A 15,713-nucleotide genomic window follows, 5' to 3' on the forward strand; every position below is an offset into this window, starting at 1 on the left:
TCAGACCTCCCCCCGGACCAGGCCGCGGTAGGCGCTCTCCGCGCGCCGTTCGTACGCGGTCCCGGCGGGGGCGGTGGCGAAGAACTCGTTCACCGTCCCCCGGAACACGGGCCGACCCCGGTCGAACACGATGACGGTCTCGTAGATGTCGGCGAGGTCCTCGGTCTGGTGGGTGGAGACGACGAAGTGCACCGCCTCGCTGAGCTCGGCCAGCAATTCCCGGAAGACGCCGCGCTGGACGGGGTCGAGGCCGGCGGTCGGCTCGTCCAGGAGCACGACCTCGGCCCGGTGGACCAGCGTCTGGGCGATCCCGAGGCGCCGCATCTGGCCCCCGGACAGTTCATGGCTCTTGCGGCCGCCCAGTTCGGTGAGCCGTACGCGCTCCAGCGCACCGGCGGAGCGGTCCCAGGCCTCACGCTTGGACAGGCCCTTCAACCAGCCCACGTACGCGGCCTGCTCCCGGACCGTCAGGGCCGGGACGGCATGCACTTCCTGCGGCAGCCAGCCCACCTTCTGCCGGAACGCCCGCCGGTCCTTGCGCCGGACGCTGTCCAGGCCACCCAGAGTGACGTGGCCCGACACCGGGGTGAGCGAGGACGCCCCCAGCGAGAGCAGCGTCGACTTCCCCGCACCGTTCGGTCCGAGCAGGACGGTGCACCCCCGCGGGAGTTCCGTCGTCAGGCGGTCGAGCACGGGGGTACCGGCCCGGTAGGCGAAAGAGCAGTCCCTGAAGTGCAGCGGCACGCGGATCCCCCGGTGGACGACGACTACACGTTCGGACGTAGATGTGGGGGGACGCGGTTGCAACCGCGTCCCCCCGCACTCCGCGAGCCGGTCGGTACCGCACCGTGACCGTGGGCACGTCCAGAGAGGAGGACACCGCGTCCTGCCCGTTCGAACTCGATGAGCTGAAGCAGTCCGTGCCCGCGGCCGTGCTCAGGTGCGCGGTCCGGCCCCGTGCAGCAGCGTGTCGATGACGCGGGAGGCCAGGGTGTCGGGGTCGGCGCCGTTGTCGTCCGGGTGCCCGCGCAGGGACTCTCCGAGAAGCGCGTAGTAGACCCGTCGCAGCCAGAGGAGGTCGGCCGCCTCGTCGACGAGTCCGTCCGCCCGCGCTCGTTCCAGCACGCTGATGCACGTGCGGCCGATGTCCTCGTGGACGGCGGCCGCCTCACTGCCGGGATCGGCCGGCAGCTCCAGGGCGAACGCCCAGGCGCTCTTCACCTCGAGCACGTTCGCCGTGATCCGGTGCAGTGCCACGAGCGGAGGAGCGGTGTCCGGGCGGCCGTCTTCCACGGCGCGGGCGAGCTGCCGGGCGGCGGACGCGGCCAACGCGTCGATCAGCGACTGCCTGCTGGCGAATCTCCGGTGGATCGTCGTCCTGGCCACCCCCGCCGCGGCCGCGATCTGCTCCATCGACGCGCCGGGGTCCTTGGACAGCACGCCCTCGGCCGCCTCGATGATCGCGCGCACACTGCGCTCGGCGTCCGCCCGCAGCGGTCGTGCCGCCCTCTCGCCCATGGCGCCTCCCACTCTCTCCACTCGCCCTTCCATGGAAACGATACGCGACTGACCCAGTTCCGCGAGATCTGCGTCACCACTGTTGCAGTTACTAGAGAATCAGCTACTCTTTCGTCTCAGATGGTCACCGAACGAAGGAGCCTTCCCATGCACGGCACAGCGCTCATCACGGGTGCCTCGTCCGGCCTCGGCGCGGAGTTCGCCGCCCAACTCGCCGCCCGCGGACACGATCTGATCCTGGTGGCACGCTCCGAGGACAAGCTCAGCTCCGTCGCGGAGCGTCTGAGCGCGGAGCACGGTATCCGCGCGCACGTCCTGGTCCAGGACCTCGCCGAGCCCGATGCCGCCCAGCGGATCGCCGGCCGGATCGCCGCCCGCGGGCTGCGCGTCGACCTGCTGGTCAACAACGCGGGGTTCGGCACGTGCGGCCGCTTCGAGGACATCGCACGGGAGCGCGACCACGACCAGCTGATGGTCAACGTCGTCGCGCTCGTCGACCTGACGCACACGCTGCTCCCCGGCATGCTGGAGCGCGGCACGGGCGCGGTCGTGAACGTCGCTTCCACCGCGGCCTTCCAGCCCTCCCCCTACTTCGCCGTCTACAGCGCGGCCAAGGGCTTCGTGCTGAACTTCGGGCTCGCCCTGCGCCAGGAGTACCGCGGGCGCGGGATCCGCGTGCTGACCCTGTGCCCCGGTCCGGTCGACACGCCCTTCTTCGACGTCATCGGCACCCGCAGGGCGGCCGTCAACGGCTCCATGACCACGCCGGAACCCGTGGTGCGGGCCGCATTGCGCGCGCTCGACCGCGACCGCGGCTACGTGGCCCCCGGACTCGGCAACGCCCTGGCCGCGCATCTGCTGCCGCGCAGGCCGCGCACGCTGGTGGCCGCCGTGGCCGAACGCGTCACCCGTGCGGTCCTCGAGCCGTCGGGCGCCTCCCCCCGGCTGCGGGGGTACGCGGCATGAGCTCCTCCGCCACACCGGCCGCGGGCGCCGCGGCCGCGATGCTGCTCGTCGGCACGTCGACGGCGGTGTCGGCGACGATCGCCGACTACCCCGTCCTCAGCGGCCAGGCCTTGCGCTACGCACTCGCCGCGGCGATCCTGCTCACCGTCGTACGCAGCCGGCGCTTACCCCGGGCCGGCCTGACGCCCCGTGACTTCCTGCTCCTGGCGTCCCTGGCAGCCACCGGCCTGGTCGGTTTCAACATCTTCCTGGTCGAAGCGACCCGGGTCGCGAGCCCTGCCATGATCGGCACCGTGGTCGGAGCCCTCCCGATCGTCCTCGCCCTCGTCGGGCCGATGACACAACGCCGGCGCCCCTGCGCACGCACCGTCGCCGCCGCAGCCGTCGTGACGCTCGGAGCCGCTCTCGCCGCCGGGTTCGGCGGAGGCAGCCCGCGCGGCCTGCTGCTGTCGCTGGGGGCGCTCGCCGGCGAAGTCGCCTTCTCCCTCCTCGCTCTTCCTCTGCTGCCCAAACTCGGCCCCCTGAGGGTCGCCGCCTACCCCGCCGCGCTGTCCGTTCCCGTCCTGCTGGCCGCGAGCGTCGTGGTGGACGGCACCAACGCCCTGCGCCTGCCGAGCCCCACCGAAGCGGCGGCTTTCGGCTACCTCGGCGCGCTGGTCACAGCCGCCGCGTTCCTCCTCTGGTACGCGGCGCTGTCCCGGCTCGGCACCGACCGTGCGGGGCTCTTCGCCGGACTCGTGCCGGTGGGCGCGCTGCTCACCACCGCCGTGCTCGGGCTCGGCGAGGTGGGCCGGGCGGACGTGATCGGCGCTCTGGTCGTCGCCGGGGGCGTCGTCCTCGGACCGCCGCGCCCGGTGCCGGGCACGGGGGCCCGGAGCCGGGCGCGGCGGTCCGGACGGGAGGAGAGCGGGAGGTACCGACGGACCCGTCCCCTGCGGTCGGTGGCCGGCTCCCCCGCCCCGCCGGCACCCACTCCCGACGGATTCCGGAACGCGGGTCACCCCGCGGTCGCGCGCTGCCGGGACGGCGGGGCCGGCTCCCGGACCGCCGTGCACGGGGACTCGGACACGGCGGCGGTGCAGCGGATGGCGGTCGGCCGGTGGGTGGCGCTGCAACCAGCGGAAGAACCCCGGAGCGTGAGGCTCAACCGTGACGGCAGCGCATGAGCGGCGGCGCGAACCGCTCGTTTCCGCACCCGTGGCCGGGTTTCCGCCGTCATGTCCCGGCTCGGCATCCCGCCGGAAGGGGACGGCCGGCCGGCCACGTGTACGGAGCCGGCCGGCCGTGGTGCTCGGCCGCCACCGTGGCCACGGGCCGCCGCACAGCGCTGGGGCGGCGGCCCGCCGCCGGACGGGCGGTGCGACCGTGCGCGAGGGCCTACAGGGTCACGACCTTGCCGCCGAGGGTCGTGACGAGCTTGCCGTCCGAGGCGTACGACCACTTCAGGGCACCGCTGTAGGAGGAGCAGCGGGAGCCGTTGGTGCCGGTCCAGAACTGGTTCGAACTGTCGGCGGTGCCGATGGTCTTGTCGTTCGAGCCGTCGACGGCGAAACGGCACGAGGTGTTGCTCTTGTACACCGATGTCCCCTTGTCGAAGGAGTAGTTGCGCTCGGCGTTGTCGATGCTGAGGTTGTTCGAGATCGCCATCGAGCCCGGGTTCGAGTTGTACGTGAACCCGTGGTGGCCGTTGCCGAAGGCGATGGATCGCCGCACGACATGGTTCACGGCGATGTCGTCGCCGCCGAGCTTGTAGCCGTTGCGGTCGCCGTTGTTGTTCACGGTTCCGTCGCTGAGCGTGCCGTTGGAGTACGCCAGCGAGTCCTCGATCGTGACCGGGCCGATGGCTCCGGTGTCGGTCTTGGTGTACAGGTCCCAGCCGTCGTCGATGTTGTGGTGGGAGACGGCGTACCGGAAGACGTTGCCGGTTCCGGTGGTGAGCTTCGCGGCGAACCCGTCGGCGTCCTCGCCGTCGGAGTCGGCGTTGTCGTGCGACTCGGCGCTCAGGATCAGGTTGTTCGCCGGCCAGGCGCTCTTGGGCGTGGTAGAGGCGATCCGTCCGAGTTGCAGCCCGGTGTCGTGGTTGAAGCGGGTGACGGTGCGCTCGACGATGTTGCCGCTGCCGCCGACGTAGATGCCGTTGTCCCCGGCATGCTCCACGACGAGGCCCTTGACGTGCCAGTACGAGGCGAAGAGCTGGAGCCCCCGGTTGGTCGAACTCTCGGCCTGAGCGGAGAAGTTGAGGACGGGCTTCTCACTCTGGTAGGCGGTCAGGGTGGTGCGCGCGGCGGCGGTGCCGTCGCTCGCGTCGGGCACGGTGACGGTCTGGGCGTACGCGTACGTCCCGCCGCGCAGATAGATGGTGCCGCCTGCCGCGATACGGCTGATCGCCGAGCTCAGCGTCGTCGGCGCGTCCAGGGTGCCGGCCGCAGAGTCGGTTCCGGAGGGCGCCACGTAGAGCGTGGTGGACGCCTGCGCGGCGGCTTGTGCCGAGGCTCCCGGAGTGAGGGCGACGAGTGTGCCGGCCAGCAGGCCGAGGGAGGCGACGAGAGGTTTCAGTGCCATGGTTCGGTTTCTCCGTACGTCGGGTGCGGGGCGGCTGCGCGGTGCGGAAGATGGCCGGTTCGTGTGCATGAACACGGAGGGCCGATCGCGCACCATGAGCCAACGGATGGAAAGCGCTCTCTTTCTGTTCTCCGCTGGACCGTAGGCGCATGGCATGCACCCGTCAAGATTCACGGACATGTCTTTTGAATATGTATATGAACTTGCTCCATGACTCGGCCCCCGGTGGACTCGGTGTTCACCGGGGGCCGTTCGAGGGCGACGCGTGCGGGGCACGTCACCCGGGGCGCGCGAGAAGCGGACGGGCGACGGCGGCGAAGCCGGCGACTACGCCTGCGGAGTCGTCCCCTCCACCAGCAGGACGATCTTTCCCGTGGTGCGGTTGGTTTCCCCTGCGGCGTGGGCCGCGGCGGCCTCGGTGAGCGGGAAGACCGCGTCGACACGGGCTCGCAGCGCACCGGAGACCACCAGGTCGGCGACCGCCCGCATGCCGGCGTGATCGGCCTCGACCAGCATGGTCTCCATACGGACGCGGTGCTCGGCGGCCTTCTTCGCTTCGGCGGGATCGGTCACCGCGAGGAGCGAGACCAGGGTGCCGCCGGGTCGCACGATCTCCAGCGACCGGGTCCTGGTGTCCCCGGCGATGGGGTCGAAGACCATGTCGACGTCCCGGACCGCGTCCCTGAAGTCGGTGGTGCGGTAGTCGATCACCTCGTCCGCGCCCAGGGAGCGGACGAAGTCGTGTTTGGGGGCGCTTGCGGTGCCGACGACGTGGGCGCCGAGGGACTTGGCGATCTGGACGGCGAGGTGGCCGACGCCGCCGGCGGCCGCGTGGACGAGCACGCGCTGTCCCGTGGTGACCCCGGCCGTGTCGACGAGCGCCTGGTACGCGGTGAGCGCCGCGAGCGGCAGGGCGCCGGCCTGTACGTGGTCGATGCCCGCGGGCTTGTGGACGAAAGAGCGGGCGGGTGCGGCGACGAACTCGGCATGCGAGCCGGCCCCGTGCGGGTAGGGGAGCATACCGAAGACCTCGTCGCCGGGCTTGAAGATCGTGACTCCGTAGCCGACCGCCTCCACGACGCCGGAGACGTCCCAGCCGAGGACGAGGGGCAGGCGGTTCAGGAAGAGCGGGCCCGAGCGGTGCTTCCAGTCCGTCGGATTGAGTCCGGCCGCCTTCACGGCGACCAGGATCTGGCTGGGCCCCGGCACGGGCCTCGGGACCCGGGTCAGCCGGAGTACGTCGGGGGTTCCGTAGCTGTCTTGGCTGATCGCGAGCATGGTGGGGTTGTCGATCATGGTTCCAGCATCCGCGCAGCGCCGCCTGCACGCCACGGCACGCCGGCCCTCTTCCTGGAAGGGCCGGCGTGCCGTGGGCCCGGCGAGGCGGTGCGTGCGGGGCTACACGCGGGCCCGGCCAGTACCGCCGCCCCCGTGACCGGGCCTTCCCGCGGGGCCCTCCCGCGCGGGCCTTCCCGCGGGGGCCGGGGGCCGCCGCGGGGAGGTCGCGTACCAGGGGGCGGGCCCGTCTCCCCTACTTCACCGTGCGGACGAGCTTCTTGTTCACGAACTCCTCGATGCCCGGCCGGCCCAGCTCCCGGCCGAAACCGGAACGCTTGATGCCGCCGAAGGGAAGCTCCGCGCCCTCCGCGCCGACGCCGTTGACGAAGACCATCCCGGCCTCGATGCGGTCAGCGACGCGCTCGGCCTGCGCGGGGTCCGTGGTGAAGACGTAGGAACCGAGCCCGAAGGGCGTGTCGTTGGCGATGCGCACGGCGTCCTCCTCGTCGGCCGCGGAGAAGACCATGGCGACCGGGCCAAAGAGTTCCTGGCGTGCGGCGGCGTGATCGGTGGTGAGGCCGGTGAGGACGCCCGCGGGGAAGTAGGCGCCCTTGCGCTCGCCCTCGGTGTGCAGGGTCGCACCTTCCGCCACGGCGGCGTCCACCTGGCGGGCCAGGGTCTCGGCGGCGGTGACCGAGGACAGCGGAGCACCGGACTGCCCCGCGAGGAGTTGGGCGGTCAGCTTCTCCACGAACGCGTCGTAGAGATCGGCGACGACGACGAAGCGCTTGGCCGCGTTGCAGGCCTGGCCGGTGTTGTCCAGGCGCGCCGCGACGGCGGCCTCCACGACGGCGTCGAGGTCGTCGGTGGACAGCACGACGAAGGGGTCGGAGCCACCGAGCTCCAGGACGACCTTCTTCAGGTTGCGCCCGGCGATCTCGGCGACGGCCGCGCCGGCCCGCTCCGAGCCGGTGAGCGAGACTCCCTGGACGCGCGGGTCGGCGATCACGTCGGCGATCTGCTCGTTGGTGGCGTAGACGTTGACGTAGGCCCCGGCGGGGAAGCCCGCCTCGGCACACAGCTTCTCCAGCAGGGCGGCCGTGACCGGGCACTGCGGGGCGTGCTTGAGAACGATGGTGTTCCCGAGGGCGAGGTTCGGGGCGGCGAACCGTGCGACCTGGTAGGCGGGGAAGTTCCACGGCATGATGCCGAGCAGCACACCGACCGGGCGGCGGCGGATCACCGCGCGGCCGGGGCCGGAGGTGACCTTCAGCTCTTCGTCGGCGAGGAACTCCTCGGCGTGGTCGGCGTAGTAGTGGTAGATGTCGACGCAGAAGTCGACCTCGCCCTCCGCCTCCGGGAGCGGCTTGCCCATCTCCCGGACGATGCCGGCCGCGAGCTCGTCACGGTGCTCGGCGTGCAGGTCTCCGAGGCGGCGCAGCAGCGCGGCGCGCTCGGCCACCGTGCTCTCGCGGCCCCAGGCGGTGGCCGCGTGGGCGGCGTCGACGGCCGCCGTGATCTCGGCGTCGGTGGCGGTGGGACGGGTGTCCGTGGTCGTTCCGGTGGCGGGATCGGTGACGGCGTACATCGGGTCTCCAAGCAGCAGGGTCGTGAGGCGGTCCGGGGCCGCGGCGGCGGTGTGCCGCGGGTCGTCTTCCGTCAAGCCTAAGGTTCGAGGATGGTGCGGGTTCCGACGGCCGACCGCAGGTCCTCGAAGGCGGCGGCCGCCTGCTCCATGGGGCGTACGGTTCCGATCAGCTCGTCGAGGGGCAGCCGGCCCGCGAGGTAGAGGCGGGCCAGCTTCGGGATGTCGATCGCGCCGACGCTGGAGCCGTAGTTGCAGCCGAGGACGCGCTTGCCCTGGTCGGCGAGGTCGAAGAGGTTGAACGCGCCGGTCGCGCCGACGGCGGCCATGCCGACCAGGACGGCGGCCCCGCCGGAGGTGAGCATGCCGGGGAGCGTTTCGATGACCCTGGGGCTGCCGATGGCCTCGAAGGCGTAGTCGGCGCCACCGAGGTTCTCCTGGCACCAGGCGGCGACATCGGTCGCGGCACCGTCCAGGGTGTGGGTGGCCCCGAAGCGCTCGGCAGCGGCGAGTCGCTCGGGAGAGAGGTCGACGGCGACGACGGGGTCGGCGCCCACCAGGCGCAGGCCCATCACCACCGACAGGCCGACCCCGCCCGCTCCGACGACGACCGCGGACTCTCCGGGCCGGACGTTCGCGGTGTTCATGACCGCGCCGATGCCGGTCGAGATGGAGCAGCCCAGCAGGGCTCCGATGCCGAACGGCAGCTCGTCGGGGACCTTGACGGCGGCCGTTTCGGGGACGACCAGCCGGTTCGTGAAGGCGCCGAGGCCGAGGTAGGGCCAGATTTCCTCGCCCTGTTCGTCCGTGAAGGGCGTCGTGCCGTCGGGCAGCGTGTTCGCGACGGCCTTGGTGCCGGTGCACAGCCATGCCATCCCGGCCAGACACTTGCGGCAGCTACGGCAGGGCGCGAACCAGGACATGACGACGTGGTCGCCCACCGCGAGACCGGTGACGCCCGCTCCCACGGCGCTGACCACACCGGCGGCCTCGTGACCGAGCACCAGAGGGCGGTCACTGGGCCAGTCCCCACTGAGGATGTGCAGGTCGGAGTGGCAGACTCCGGCGGCACGGACATCGATCTCGACCTCGCCCGGCCCGGCGGGCCGGTGGGAGACCTGCCGGGTCCGCAGCCCTTCCACGGGGTCGTAGGTGATGGCGGGACAGGTGCGCGCGGACATCAGGACGCCTCGACTTCTTCGGTGACGGGGTGGGCGGGGTGGGCGGGCAGCCGGGTGTGCGGCTTGGCGACGAGCACGTACGCCAGGCCGAGGACGAGCAGGACGGAGAAGACCAGGACCACGGCCCAGATCTGGATCCAGCTGCCGCCCGGCGGCGCGAGTTCGGTGCGGGGCCAGGCGATGTTGGCCGATTCGAACAGCAGCCACACGACGGCGAGCACGTTGATCACCAGCCCGGTCCGGCCCAGGCGCAGTTCGCCCGCCGACGGGTTCCAGCGGCCGCGCAGGCGCGCGACGAGCGCGACGACGGCCACCGTGAGGAAGATGAAGTAGAAGCCGCCGGAACCGAAGGAGATCAAGGTGGCAGCGGCGTTGCCGTTGAGGCCGAGCACGAGACCGAGGCCGGCGAGGACGGCCGTCACGATGAGCGAGACCCAGGGGATCTGGCGCTGCCCGACGACGGCGAGCCGGGTGGAGAAGGGCAGCTGGCGGTCGCGGGCGAGGGCGTACACGGCCCGGCCGATGTAGGTCTGGATCGAGATGGCGCAGGCGAAGAAGGCGATCAGGACGACGAGGACGAAGGGCTTCTCGCTCCAGCCGCCCAGGCCCTGGGTCACCGCTTCGAAGACCGGGTCCACGATCTTCCCGGAGACGGCGTCGTCGGGGCTGCGCAGCGACAGGGTGACGGCGACCGAGGTGAGCAGGACCGTGAAGGCGACGAACAGGTAGGAGCGCAGCAGGGCTCGGGGCACGCTGCGGCGGGGCTGCTCGGTTTCCTCGGCGACCTGCGTGGTCGCGTCGAAGCCGAGGAACGCCCAGCCGGCCACGGCCAGGCACGTGACGAACCCGGCCGCGGTGGAACCGCCGGACCCGGCGCCCAGGGTGTCGAAGAGGATGCCGAATCCGTTGTTGCGGGCGAAGACCAGCAGGACGACGCTGACGGCGATCGACGCGACGCCTTCGGCGATGATGCCCGCGTTGAGGAAGTGCTTGACCGGGTTGACGCCCAGCAGGTTGATACCGAGGGCGACGGCGATGAAGACGACGCCCAGCAGGACGTGGGCCCCCGGCGACAGGGGCGCGTCGCTGACGAGCATGTGCAGCCAGGTCGCGCCGAGGTAGGCCACGGTGGTCAGAGACGCGATGGCGGAGGCGAGGTAGATCCAGCCCACCAGCCAGCCGAGGCGCGGTCCGGCGAGCCGGCGGACCCACTGGTAGACGCCTCCGGTGACCGGGAACTGCGAGGACAGTTCGGCGTACACCGTGGCGACCAGCAGTTGCCCCAGGAAGGCGATGACGACCGCCCAGATCCAGGCCGGGCCGGCGGAGACGAACCCGAGCTGGACGACGGCGTAGATGCCGACGACGGGCGAGATCGTGGCGAAGCCGAGCGCGAAGACGGCCCACGGGGACAGGGTGCGTCTCAGCTCCTGTGCGTATCCGTATTCCGCCAGCTCACCGGCGTCGGCGCGGGTGTGGTTCACGTTCGTCTCCTGGCGTCGCTACGGGCTCGACATGCGCCGGGCGGCTCCGACCGCACGGAGCGGGGAGTCGGTTTCCGGAGCCCCGCCCCCTCCCCCGCGGGGGCGTGGGGCGGCTGCCGTACAGGCGGTCGGCCTCTAATTGGCTACACAGCCAATTGATCATTGGCTGCTTAGCCAATAGCATCGCCGCCATGACGTCAAGAGTTTCTGGGAAGCAAGTCCGCAAATCGGCGGCGGAGCGGCACCGTGAGATCGTCTCGGCGGCCACGCGGATCGCGCTCCACGAGGGACTGGAGTGCGTCACACGGCAGCGGATCGCCGACGACCTCCAGGTGCAGCCCGGACTCATCCACCACTACTTCCCGGTCGTCGAGGAGCTCGTGGCGGAGGCGTTCGCCGGCGCCACGCTGGCCGAGCTCGACGGCCTCCTCCCGGAGCCGGCACCCGAGCCCGACGGGGCCGGAGCCCTGCGCACTCTGCGGCGGTTCTTCACGCTGAGCTCCGGCGCCGAGTTCGACGACATCAGCAAGCTCTGGCTGAACGCCCGGCACCTCGCCCGCTACCGGCCCGTCCTCCACGACCAGGTCGTACGCCAGGAACTGCGCTGGTGCCACCGCCTCGCGGAGATCATCGGTGAGGGCGTACGGGAAGGGGACTTCACCTGCGACGACCCCTGGGCCGCGGCCGTACGCATTCTTGCCGTCGTGGACGGCGCCGGCGCCTACGTCAACACCAGCGCGAACCGGCGCACGGCCCCCCTCGCCGACCTGGCCCGCACCCTCGCGGAGGCTGAGCTGAAGCTCGCTGCGGGCAGCCTGCGGGTCCCCCGGGGTTGAGACCCGGGGCGCGGGGAGGCGTGCGCGCGGGCGACGGCGGTTCCGGGTGCGACCGGCTCGTCCCGCCGCCGCAGGTACCGGTGCACGGGCCGGAAGCGGGCCGGGCCGGAAGCAGGTCAGGCGGCGGTGCAGTCCGCTACGGCGGGCGGCGCGGGATTGCCGTGGGTGGTGACCGTGAAGCCGAAGGTGGTGGAGGCACCGGCGGCCAGGGTGCCGTTGTAGGAGGCGTTGCGCACCGTCGCCACCGAGCCGGCGCCGTTCCAGGACGCGACGGCGTTCCACAGCGAGGTCGCCCTCTGCGGTTCCGGCAGGGTGAGCGTCACCGACCAGCCGCTGACGGGGGCGTTGCCCGCGGAGATGGTCACCTGGCCGTTGTAACCGCCGTTCCATGCCTGGCTGGTGCTGTATACGGCGGTGCACGAGCCGGTTCCCGGCGTGGGCGTGGGCGTCCCGGGTTCGGTGGAAGTCCCACCGAGCGCGTCGAGGACGGCGGCGTACGCGGGCTTCTTCGCGTACGCGTCGTCGAAGAGGAGCGGGGTGCCGGCCGCGCGCCAGGAGTACATGTCGGTGATGCCCCACACGGTGATGCCGGTGCACCGGGTGACGGCGAGGCACGCCTTGACGACGTTGGCGTAGCTGGTCGCCTGCGCCGGGCCGGAGCCTTCGACGTCAAGTTCGGTGATCTGCACGTCGACGCCGAGGTCGGCGAAGCGCTGGAGGTTGGCGCGGTAGTCGGCGGGGACCGGGGAGGCGCTGTTGAAGTGGGACTGGAAGCCGACGCAGTCGATGGGGACACCGCGGGAGGTGAAGTCCTTTACCATGGCGTAGACGGCATCGCTCTTCGCGTTGGCGCCGTCGGTGTTGTAGTCGTTGTAGCAGAGTTCGGCGTCGGGGTCGGCGGAGCGGGCGGTCCGGAAGGCCTCCTCGATGTAGCCGTTGCCGAGCTTGTCCTGGAAGGGCGAACTGCGCCGGGCACCGCCGGAGCCGTCCTGGAACGCCTCGTTGACGACGTCCCAGGAGCGGATCTTCCCCTGGTAGTGGGTCATCACCTGGGTGATGTGGTGGTTCATCGCGGTGCGCAGATCGGCGGCGGCGAGTTGGCCGACCCACCCCGGCAACTGCTGGTGCCAGACGAGGGTGTGCCCGCGCACCTCCGTCCCCCGGTCCCGGGCGTGGTTCACGATCCGGTCGGCGGAGCCGAAGGCGAAGGTGTTCCGGGACGGCTCGACGGCGTCCCACTTCATCTCGTTCTCCGGTGTCACCGAGGTGAATTCGGCGTCGAGCGTGGCGGCGTAGGGCGTCTCGCCGAGGTGGTTCGCGGCCACGGCCGCGCCGAAGTAGCGGCCCTGCTGGGCGGCCGCGGACCCGAGGCTGTCGGCGGCGTGGGCGGGCCCGGCGGCGGTGAGGGTTGCGGCGACGGCCAGCACCCCCGTCGCCACGAGGGCGAGCGCTCCGCGGAGGGAGGCGCTGCGGATGGACTGCGGAGCAGACATCAGTGGGGTCCTCATTCGTCTCGGGCGTGCGGGTGCGGGAGCGGGTGCAGCGTGTGGGGTGACGGCGGCCGTCAGCGGACGCAGGTGAGGGTGCCGACCGGGAAGTCGTTGCCGGTCGAGGTGGCGGTGAAGCCGAAGGTGACGCTTCCGTCGGCGGGGACGGTCCGGTTGTGATCGACGTTCCGGACGGTGACCGTGCCGTCGGGGGCGGTGCTGTACGCGCCGTTCCAGACGTTGTTCAACCGTGTGCCGGCGCCCGGCTTCCATGCCACGGCCCAGCCGTCGCGTGGGGCCGTGCCGTGGTTCATGACCTCCACGCTGCCCTGGAAGCCGCCGCTCCAGGCCGAGACCACGGTGTAGACCGCCATGCAGTCGCCGGTGTGCGGATCCGACGGAGTGGGAGTGGGGGTCGGGGTCGGCGTGGGTGTGGGGGTCGGGGTCGGCGTGGGCGTCGGGGTGGGGGTCGGCGTCGGGGTGCCGGCGTCCCGGATACCGGTCACCTCGCCGTTGCCGCCGTCGAACACGATGTCCGAGCAGGAGAAGAAGTTCTCCTGACTGTCCGACCGGACCCACTGGATGAACAGCACCGCGTTGCCCGAGCGGCCGGAGGGCAGCGCCAGGTCCCAGTTGTACGAACCGCCGTCGGTGCCCGGCGAACCGGTCTGCGGCGGGTTGGCGACCGTCTGGATCAGGTCCAGGTCGTCCCATCCCAGCGCGGTGGTGGGCGAGTAGCCCGGCTTGGACAGGTAGACCCGGAAGGAGCCGGGGTGCGCCGCCCAGTTGCTGTACCGGACCTTCATCGTCGATCCGGAGGTGAGGTGCGTGCGCGGCCAGTCGTCCCGGGCGGCGTTGTAGCCGGTGAAGTTGTACGGGGAACGGTTGCCCGCACTGCACAGGGTGCCGTCCGGGACGTAACCCTCGCCGCGTCCGCCCGCGTTCGAGTCGAGCACGGCGAACCAGTTGTACAGCGCCGACGCGCCGCTCTCCGCCAGCGCGGCCCGGCACGCCGGATTGGTCGGATCCATCGAGCCGGTGGCCGTGCGGCCGTCCACGTAACAGAGGTACGTGCGCGATCCGGGCGTCATCGCGACGCCGTGCGCTTCGGCCTTGCCCTGTCCCAGCAGGGCGAGGCCGAGGCCGCCCAGCAGGGTCATCAGTGCCGCCAGCGAGGCGACGAGCCGTCTTCCGCTTCCGAGTTTGCTGAGCACCATGATTCTCCTGTGCCTCCTTCGTGAGGGTCGTGCCGGGCCGGAGGGGTGCCTGCCTCTCCGGGCGGGGGTGCGGTGCGACGGAACTGAGGGCTCCTCAAGGGTGTGGGAGCGCTCCCATTTCGCGTGTCGGAGCGGACTGTAAAGGCGTTCCATGTCCCTGACAACATAAGAATCGGGCCATGTCCGGGCAGGATCGCGGCCGGATAGAACGATGGCCGGACGCGGTTCCGGCCGCGTCCGATCACGCATGATCGGGACAGAAGGGACTTTTCACGTAGGGTCGCCTCGCGACCGTGCCGCTCGGAAGACCCGGCCGGACAGCCGTGGCGATGCCCCGGTGGGCGCGCAGTGTGCGGCGTGCAGGGCGCGGCACCGGGCAGCGGGAGACCAGCGGCAGTGGTGGACAGGTTGTTCGGGGGTGCGTCGGCGGGCGCCGCGTGGCTGCTCACCGTGGTGTGCCTGCTGACCGGCGTCGCGCTCGACACCTTCGGCCCGCAGCCCTATACGGGGCTCCCCCTGCTCGCCGCCGCGCCGCTGGTGGCCGGCGCCACGCTTCCGCGGCGGTCGACCGCCGCGGTGGCCGTGGCGGCGTGTGCGGCCACCGCGTCGGTGGACGTCCTGCACGCGCGGGGGGCGGTGGCGCTGTCCGTCGATCTGGCCCTGGTCGGGCTGATCGGGATGATGGCGCTGGCGGTCAACCGGATCATCGCGCGCCGGGTGCGGGAGCTGGCGGAGGCGGTGCAGTTGGCGGTGCTGCCCGAGCCGCCGCGGCGCATCGGTCCGCTCGCCGTCGCGGCGGGCTACACCGCGGCGCAGGCCGAGACGCGCATCGGAGGCGACCTGTACGCGGTGCAGGAGACCCCGCACGGCATCCGCATGGTCATCGGTGACGTACGGGGCAAGGGACTCCAGGCGATCGCCGCCGTGTCGGTGGCGATCGGCGCGTTCCGCCAGGAAGCGCAGTACGCGCCGTCCCTGGGCGAGCTGGCGCGCCGTCTCGACGACGCGCTCGCGAGGGAGGCCGCCCGCACGGACCGCGGGACGTCCGAGCAGTTCACCACCGCTCTGCTGGTGGAACTCTCCCACGACGGGGAAACGCTGACTCTGCTCAACCGGGGACACCCGGCCCCCTACCTGGTCCACGACGGCGGATGGGCGCGCCTGGACGCGACGTCGCCCCGGCTTCCGCTGGGCATGGGGCTCGGCGCCCCGCAGGACGCCGGGGAGGCCGCACCGGTCGACACCGCGACCTTGCCCCACGGCGCCTCGCTCATGCTCATCACCGACGGGGTCACGGAGGCGCGGAACCGGCACGGCGTCTTCTACGACCCGATCCGGTCGCGGCTCCGCGGCAGACGGTTCACGGACCCGCAGGAACTCGTGGACGCGCTCACCGCCGACGTGTCGCACTGGACGGGCGACGGGCACCAGGACGACATGGCCATCCTGGTCGTCACCCGGCGTCACCCGGACGGCTCCCAGGACTGATCCCCCGGCGCGGCCGGGCACGTAGCCGCGGCGAGGCGGCCGGGAAGAGGATCCGCGATCGGCCACCGGCCCCCGGGCGGGCGCTCGTTCACCGCGCGTACATCCGGCCTT

General features: G+C 71.8%; 13 protein-coding genes. 4 read left to right on the plus strand and 9 right to left on the minus strand.

The window, feature by feature from the left end; translation table 11 throughout:
• Together Q0994_RS17860 and Q0994_RS17865 are read right to left on the minus strand one after the other, a co-directional pair.
• The gene (locus tag Q0994_RS17860) at positions 1-744 is read right to left on the minus strand and encodes an ATP-binding cassette domain-containing protein (RefSeq protein WP_299535854.1); all 744 of its coding nucleotides are present in this window, start codon (positions 742-744) and stop codon (positions 1-3) included.
• A 192-nt stretch (positions 745-936) separates the two neighbouring features.
• On the minus strand, positions 937-1,518 hold the full coding sequence (locus Q0994_RS17865) for a TetR/AcrR family transcriptional regulator (RefSeq protein WP_299536213.1): 582 nt from the start codon (positions 1,516-1,518) through the stop codon (positions 937-939).
• A gap of 147 nt (positions 1,519-1,665) precedes the next feature.
• Here Q0994_RS17865 and Q0994_RS17870 point away from each other — a divergent pair, with 147 nt between their 5' ends.
• On the plus strand, positions 1,666-2,484 hold the full coding sequence (locus Q0994_RS17870) for an SDR family oxidoreductase (RefSeq protein ID WP_299535856.1): 819 nt from the start codon (positions 1,666-1,668) through the stop codon (positions 2,482-2,484).
• Positions 2,481-3,650 carry a DMT family transporter gene (locus Q0994_RS17875; RefSeq protein ID WP_299535858.1) on the plus strand — a complete coding sequence of 390 codons (1,170 nt, stop codon included), beginning with the start codon at positions 2,481-2,483 and terminating at the stop codon, positions 3,648-3,650. Before Q0994_RS17870 ends, Q0994_RS17875 begins: the two co-directional genes overlap by 4 nt.
• Before the next feature lie 211 nt (positions 3,651-3,861).
• Here Q0994_RS17875 and Q0994_RS17880 read toward each other — a convergent pair whose 3' ends face one another.
• The 5 genes from Q0994_RS17880 to Q0994_RS17900 form a co-directional block, all read right to left on the minus strand.
• A complete protein-coding gene (locus Q0994_RS17880) occupies positions 3,862-5,115 on the minus strand; it encodes a right-handed parallel beta-helix repeat-containing protein (protein ID WP_299536216.1) in 1,254 nt (417 codons plus the stop codon).
• Positions 5,116-5,373: 258 nt separating this feature from the next.
• Positions 5,374-6,324: an NADP-dependent oxidoreductase gene (locus Q0994_RS17885; RefSeq protein WP_299536218.1), complete on the minus strand. Its 951-nt coding sequence runs from the start codon at positions 6,322-6,324 to the stop codon at positions 5,374-5,376.
• A gap of 253 nt (positions 6,325-6,577) precedes the next feature.
• The gene (locus Q0994_RS17890) at positions 6,578-7,912 is read right to left on the minus strand and encodes an NAD-dependent succinate-semialdehyde dehydrogenase (RefSeq protein WP_299536221.1); all 1,335 of its coding nucleotides are present in this window, start codon (positions 7,910-7,912) and stop codon (positions 6,578-6,580) included.
• A 77-nt stretch (positions 7,913-7,989) separates the two neighbouring features.
• A complete protein-coding gene (locus Q0994_RS17895; RefSeq protein WP_299535860.1) occupies positions 7,990-9,090 on the minus strand; it encodes an alcohol dehydrogenase catalytic domain-containing protein in 1,101 nt (366 codons plus the stop codon).
• Positions 9,090-10,574: an APC family permease gene (locus tag Q0994_RS17900; RefSeq protein ID WP_299535863.1), complete on the minus strand. Its 1,485-nt coding sequence runs from the start codon at positions 10,572-10,574 to the stop codon at positions 9,090-9,092. Before Q0994_RS17900 ends, Q0994_RS17895 begins: the two co-directional genes overlap by 1 nt.
• 191 nt (positions 10,575-10,765) lie before the next feature.
• On the opposite strand from Q0994_RS17900, the gene Q0994_RS17905 reads away from it, so the two are divergent.
• Complete coding sequence (locus Q0994_RS17905; RefSeq protein ID WP_299535865.1) at positions 10,766-11,410, plus strand: TetR/AcrR family transcriptional regulator; 645 nt, start codon at positions 10,766-10,768, stop codon at positions 11,408-11,410.
• Positions 11,411-11,526: 116 nt separating this feature from the next.
• Here Q0994_RS17905 and Q0994_RS17910 read toward each other — a convergent pair whose 3' ends face one another.
• Together Q0994_RS17910 and Q0994_RS17915 are read right to left on the minus strand one after the other, a co-directional pair.
• Positions 11,527-12,903, minus strand: coding sequence for an endo-1,4-beta-xylanase (locus tag Q0994_RS17910; RefSeq protein ID WP_299535867.1), 1,377 nt, complete (start codon positions 12,901-12,903; stop codon positions 11,527-11,529).
• A 71-nt stretch (positions 12,904-12,974) separates the two neighbouring features.
• On the minus strand, positions 12,975-14,114 hold the full coding sequence (locus Q0994_RS17915; RefSeq protein WP_299535869.1) for a lytic polysaccharide monooxygenase: 1,140 nt from the start codon (positions 14,112-14,114) through the stop codon (positions 12,975-12,977).
• Between the two features lie 450 nt (positions 14,115-14,564).
• Between Q0994_RS17915 and Q0994_RS17920 the strand changes: the two genes are divergently transcribed.
• Positions 14,565-15,602, plus strand: coding sequence for a PP2C family protein-serine/threonine phosphatase (locus Q0994_RS17920; protein WP_299536223.1), 1,038 nt, complete (start codon positions 14,565-14,567; stop codon positions 15,600-15,602).
• Positions 15,603-15,713: the final 111 nt, after the last annotated feature.

It is taken from the genome of uncultured Streptomyces sp., assembly GCF_947488945.1.
Classification (GTDB): domain Bacteria; phylum Actinomycetota; class Actinomycetes; order Streptomycetales; family Streptomycetaceae; genus Streptomyces.

Coding starts and splice junctions, on each gene's coding strand:
- Q0994_RS17915 (WP_299535869.1), bottom strand. CDS start 14,114: ATGGTGCTCAGCAAACTCGGAAGCGGAAGACGGCTCGTCGCCTCGCTG.
- Q0994_RS17905 (WP_299535865.1), top strand. CDS start 10,766: ATGACGTCAAGAGTTTCTGGGAAGCAAGTCCGCAAATCGGCGGCGGAG.
- Q0994_RS17865 (WP_299536213.1), bottom strand. CDS start 1,518: ATGGGCGAGAGGGCGGCACGACCGCTGCGGGCGGACGCCGAGCGCAGT.
- Q0994_RS17895 (WP_299535860.1), bottom strand. CDS start 9,090: ATGTCCGCGCGCACCTGTCCCGCCATCACCTACGACCCCGTGGAAGGG.
- Q0994_RS17885 (WP_299536218.1), bottom strand. CDS start 6,324: ATGCTCGCGATCAGCCAAGACAGCTACGGAACCCCCGACGTACTCCGG.
- Q0994_RS17880 (WP_299536216.1), bottom strand. CDS start 5,115: ATGCACACGAACCGGCCATCTTCCGCACCGCGCAGCCGCCCCGCACCC.
- Q0994_RS17910 (WP_299535867.1), bottom strand. CDS start 12,903: ATGTCTGCTCCGCAGTCCATCCGCAGCGCCTCCCTCCGCGGAGCGCTC.
- Q0994_RS17890 (WP_299536221.1), bottom strand. CDS start 7,912: ATGTACGCCGTCACCGATCCCGCCACCGGAACGACCACGGACACCCGT.
- Q0994_RS17870 (WP_299535856.1), top strand. CDS start 1,666: ATGCACGGCACAGCGCTCATCACGGGTGCCTCGTCCGGCCTCGGCGCG.
- Q0994_RS17875 (WP_299535858.1), top strand. CDS start 2,481: ATGAGCTCCTCCGCCACACCGGCCGCGGGCGCCGCGGCCGCGATGCTG.